The sequence below is a fragment of the Candidatus Neomarinimicrobiota bacterium genome, from assembly GCA_041862535.1.
Lineage (GTDB): Bacteria > Fidelibacterota > Marinisomatia > SCGC-AAA003-L08 > TS1B11.
Map to the genome: position 1 here is coordinate 1 of JBGVTM010000158.1, position 5,189 is coordinate 5,189.

At 52.5% G+C, this 5,189-nt stretch carries 2 protein-coding genes; both read right to left on the reverse strand.

The features are described from left to right. On the reverse strand, window positions 1–3,579 hold a 3,579-nt coding region (locus ACETWG_05870), incomplete at its 3' end, for a translocation/assembly module TamB domain-containing protein (protein MFB0516115.1). Window positions 3,580–3,689: 110 nt separating this feature from the next. Further along, the coding region (gene dnaK / locus ACETWG_05875) for a molecular chaperone DnaK (protein ID MFB0516116.1) at window positions 3,690–5,189 on the reverse strand (1,500 nt) is incomplete at its 5' end.

Here is a 5,189-nt window from a genome sequence, read left to right on the forward strand (position 1 = left end):
ACTGGTAGTCTGAATCCGGAAGCGGTCGAGCCCAGAGGCCAGGCGGGCATCTGCCTCAATCCTTCGTAAGAGAATGTTTGTCAGGTTCAGTCCTGCCGTACGGGCGGGATCAATTCCCTCTTCAGGCCCTTTCCCGAGCGCAAAGAACTGGAGGAGATCACTCTCACTATACATCGCTGAGGATTCAAACAACATTTGCGGGTCTTCCAGTGTTCCCGTCAGCACTAGAGTCACGTCCACGAGCTCCAGTTCGGGGGGAGCCTGTGGATTCTCTGGATCTGATTCTAGAATCTCAACTTGTGTAGTGGCCCTGAGATAATACCTGGGATTGAAGGCCGAAGGATCTAGGGTGACCCAGCCTTCGTCGAAAACGAAATCGTGCCCGTTGAAGACGAAACTGCCGCTCACCACATTTATGTTCCCGGCGTAACGGAAATCTTCCGAACCCACCTTGGTTAGGGTGATTTCACCATCAATCTCGGCGTTGACTTCGCTATTATCAACGGTGGCACCAGAATATAAAGGAATATGGATGTTGTATACCAGAATTGTGCCTTCGTCTAACTTTTTCAGGACATAACTCTCGGGCCCGGCAAAGGCCATCCGAAAGTAAGCTTGCTCTGGATCGGGAACGAAGTCACCACGGAAATTGACCGTATCTCTGCCCGTCACTGTAAACGATGGTGATCCTATTAACTCAATCTCTCTCAACGGCAGGGAGAAATAAACATGCTCACCGGTCAGCTGTAGATCAAACGCAGGTTTGAAGAACCTCGTCATATCCATCGTACCTGTTACAGCCAGCCGTGAGTCATCTTTGACGCGTCTGCTAGAAGGCGTACGACCCTCAAGCCGTTCAATCCTCAGCAGGTTGTCCTTCAAGACGACCTCCCCTTCCACTTCAACGATGGGATTCTCCATGACGAACAGCTCAACCTTGCCGTTGTTAACGGTGAGCCTGCCGTTGCGAATCAGCTGCTCGATGGTTCCCGATAGGGCTATCTCGACCTCGTACTCACCATTCAGCGAATCGATATCCCCGAAATAAGGTGTTATGAAGTCGAGTTGGGAGGTATTGCCGGTAAAGGACAGGTCCACCGGCGCATCCTTAATCACATCCAGAACGCCGGTGGTAGGTCGGAGGTCCGCAGGAATAGTGCCGCCCCCGGTATATAAGCCCGCGGCGGTTCTGAGGGCCAGATCGATAAACTCCAGCTGCTGCCCCTCATACCGGAGACGTCCGCTAAGCACTTCGCCGGTGAGACGATCAAAGCGTGGTTCAGTAACTATCAGGTCGGCGGTGTAGACCGGAGCTTTCGCCTGGCCCATAGCAGTAAAACTGCCGGTTACTAAACCATTGGTTTCAATACTCCAAGGCAAAATAGGCTGAAGATGATGAAACTGATAGTTGTCCAGCTTGCCCGTCAGATTCAGGGAGTCCAGGGTACCTAAGCCGCCGAAGTGTGACTCATCCCGAACATAGGCCAACTGGCCGGTTGCAATGACTACTCCACCTTGGTCCCGCCAGTTCAGCTCCTCGATATTCAAACGATTGTCTTCCAAGAAAAATCTGCTATGCAACTGCGTGAAGGGTATCTGGTCGAATTCACCGTTGGTGGCATCGATGCTACCGATTATTGCCAGGCTGCCATCTCGGGTCCCGATGTGGGCACTAGCGTTAACTATCCCGTGTAGCCGAGGTGGCCTGCCGAGAAACCTGAAGAGACGCTCGAGGTCGACCCGCTCAATGCCGGTTTCCAGGTTGAAGTCATGCGGACTAATCCAGTCTCCAGATAGTGTCATTTGCCCACCAGCAATGCTGACAGTGGTAGGTGAGATTCCCACCTTCTTTCCCACTCTCCTGGCTCGAATGCCGTCACTAGCAAGAATCTCCGTGTTGCGCCAGGCCGTGACGGTATCCAACACGACTTGGATCGAGTCAGCGAAAGTGAGGTAGCCGCGAGTGTCCAGTTTCTCCAACCCCCGGTACAGACGAAGGGTGCTGGCAATCACGGTATCCCCTTCAAAGATAAACTCCGCCTCACCACCCTCGGCCAGGAATCCCATGAGATCCAGGTCTCCCGTTGAGGCGTAGAGGCGGCCGTGGGGGTAAGTCAGGGTACTATCCAAGAGAAATTGGATAAATGCCAGCCCGATATTCATGTCCAGGTAACGGGTATCATAGAGCATCACCGCACCCGTCAGGGAAGGATTGGCCCAGGAGCCACTGATCCAGACCTGGCCATTGGCTCGCCCTTCAACGGGAATCCAACCGAGGGAATCTAGAAGGCTGTCCAGGGAATTGGTCTGGAGATAGACCTCCATATCCAAGGCTCCCTGACCGGCATCCATTAATCCCCACAGCTGAATATCGCCACTGGCATAGTGCAAGGAGGTGGTGTCAGTGATAGTCCAGACCTGGTTTGCCATTTCCAAACCGCCCTTGATGTCCCGGAGAGTATTACCCTGGTACTCAAGTTGATCAAGGGCCAGGGCCAGCTTCAGGGAATCCAGCTCCCCGGCATGCCAGTAAGCCTGGATGCCGGCGGTGCCTTCTAAACTCAGTTCTGGGACACCAGGAAGGAAATCGGCAAGACGGGTTTGGAGAAAGGTCGCCTCCAAGGCTAAGCTTCCCTCTGGATTCACATTGCCGCGGGTCTCGATACACTGGGATCCCCGAGCGAACAACCCGCGATGAATGCGAATCCCCTCATCAGTCAGACTGAAGTGCATGTTCGCTTGATCCAGGCGATGACCTTGTGCCGACAGACCTAGCGACAATTGGCACTCCAATGATTCGGGATTTCCCTGCAATCTTCCTGCGATAGAGTAACAGTCGAGCCAGTCGGGTAGGGCGGCAGGGCGCTGAAATTTGTCCAACTCCACCTGCAGATTCATATCCAACCTTGGAATAGTCTGGATACTCCCGCTTAATGCTACGTGATTAGTCTGATAGCTTAAATCGCCATCCAAGACAATCAGCCGTTGCCCGTCAAAATCGAGGCAGTCAGCAATTAGGCGCAGGGTATCGGGCAGCTGCGGATGGGCCAGGGTAATGCGCGCATCATCCAGGGTAATGGCATCGGTCAGGTCCAAGTTGCCAGCAACCTGAAACCACACGTCAGTGTCCCCTTGTGTAATGCGACCGTCCTCAATATTTAAGTGCTGGACCGATATCCAGGGCAACCGCTCCAGTTCGAGTCGGTTTACCTGCCTGGCGGAGTCAGTTGGCAGCAACTCCAGATGTAGTCTGCCAATAGAAATCTCATCAAAGGAAAGGTCCCGCCGCAGCAGCCGGAGGAAATTAATTTTCATGTGGGTATCTTCGGCGCTTACCGTGAATTCACCATCCCTGGCGGCAATCCTGATGTACTGAAAATGGATATTACCAAAGGGATCACCCACGACATCGGTATAGGAGAACCGCAATCCCATTGGAATCAGATAGTTACGATTTGCGTATGATTGGAGGTACTTGGTGAAAACGCCGGGGAAAAATAAGATCAAGATAAAAGTGCCCACCAGCGCTATCAGTAGCACTTTCCCTATGATACGGAGACTTTTTTCCCACCACCGCATTGTGATAATTCCATATCAATATAACTTATAACATCCAGCTACGGTAGAAAAAATAGAACGGGCGATGATAAAGCGCCCGTTCTGAGGATCCTAACCAGTTTTGCAGGGATCTATTTCTTGTCATCTACCACTTCAAAGTCGGCGTCCTCAATTTCGCCTTCATCCCCCTTATCAGCGGATTTTGGCCTCGCTCCTGCTTGCGATGGCTCTTGCTCACCAGCTTTGGTCTCAGCGTACATTTTCGTTGCCAGCTCAGACCAGGCCCGGTTGACACTATCAATAGCATCCTGGATGTCCTTGGTGTTGGTGCCGGCATTGGCTTTCTTGAGCTGTTCCAACTCTTTTTCAAGGCGGGATTTATCACTATCAGACAACTTGTCACCGAATTCCTTGACCTGCTTCTCCGTCTGGTAGATCAGCTGGTCGGCGCTGTTGTGCAACTCAACCTCTTGGCGCTTTTTCTTGTCCTCCTCATCGTGAACATGTGCATCGCGGCGCATGCGTTCGATCTCGTCTTCAGTAAGCCCGCTGGAGGCTTCGATACGGATGCTCTGTTCCCTACTAGTGGCCTTATCCTTCGCGGTAACGTGAAGAATACCGTTAGCATCGATATCAAAGGTGACCTCAATCTGAGGGATACCTCTAGGGGCTGGAGGAATGCCGTCGAGGTGAAAGCGCCCGATGGTCTTATTATCGAGGGCCATGGATCGTTCGCCTTGGAGGACGTGGATCTCCACCGACGGCTGGTTATCGGAGGCCGTGGAGAAGATCTGACTTTTCTTGGTAGGAATAGTGGTATTGGCATCGATCAGCCTGGTCATAACACCACCCAGGGTCTCGATACCCAGAGAAAGCGGGGTCACGTCCAGCAAGAGAATATCCTCTACCTCACCACCCAGGACGCCTCCCTGGATCGCCGCACCAACGGCCACCACTTCATCCGGATTGACACCCTTATGGGCCTCCTTACCGAAAATATTTTGCACGATTTGCTGTACTTTGGGGATTCGGGTACTCCCACCCACGAGGATAACCTCGTCAATATCAACCGGCTTCAGGTGGGCATCATTTAAGGCCTTAAAGCAGGGCTCCTTCAGCCGCTCAAACAAATCAGTCATCAGGTTCTCGAACTTGGCCCGGGTGATCTGCATGGTCAGGTGTTTGGGCCCCGACGCATCCGCTGTGATAAAGGGCAGATTGACATCGGTCTGAATGGCACTGGAGAGTTCCATTTTAGCTTTCTCAGCACCTTCCTTGAGCCGCTGAAGCGCCATAGGATCTTCGCGAAGGTCAATGCCTTCATTTTTCTTGAACTCGTCAGCCATCCAATCGATCAGGATTTGATCGATATCATCACCGCCCAGATGAGTATCCCCATTGGTAGACTTGACTTCAAAGACACCATCACCTAGTTCAAGGATGGAGATATCGAAGGTGCCCCCGCCGAAATCGAAGACGGCGATTTTTTCATCCTTTTTCTTATCCAGGCCATAGGCCAGAGCCGCGGCAGTAGGTTCATTGATAATGCGCCGCACGTTCAGCCCGGCAATTTTCCCGGCATCCTTGGTGGCCTGGCGCTGAGAGTCATTGAAGTAGGCCGGAACAGTAAT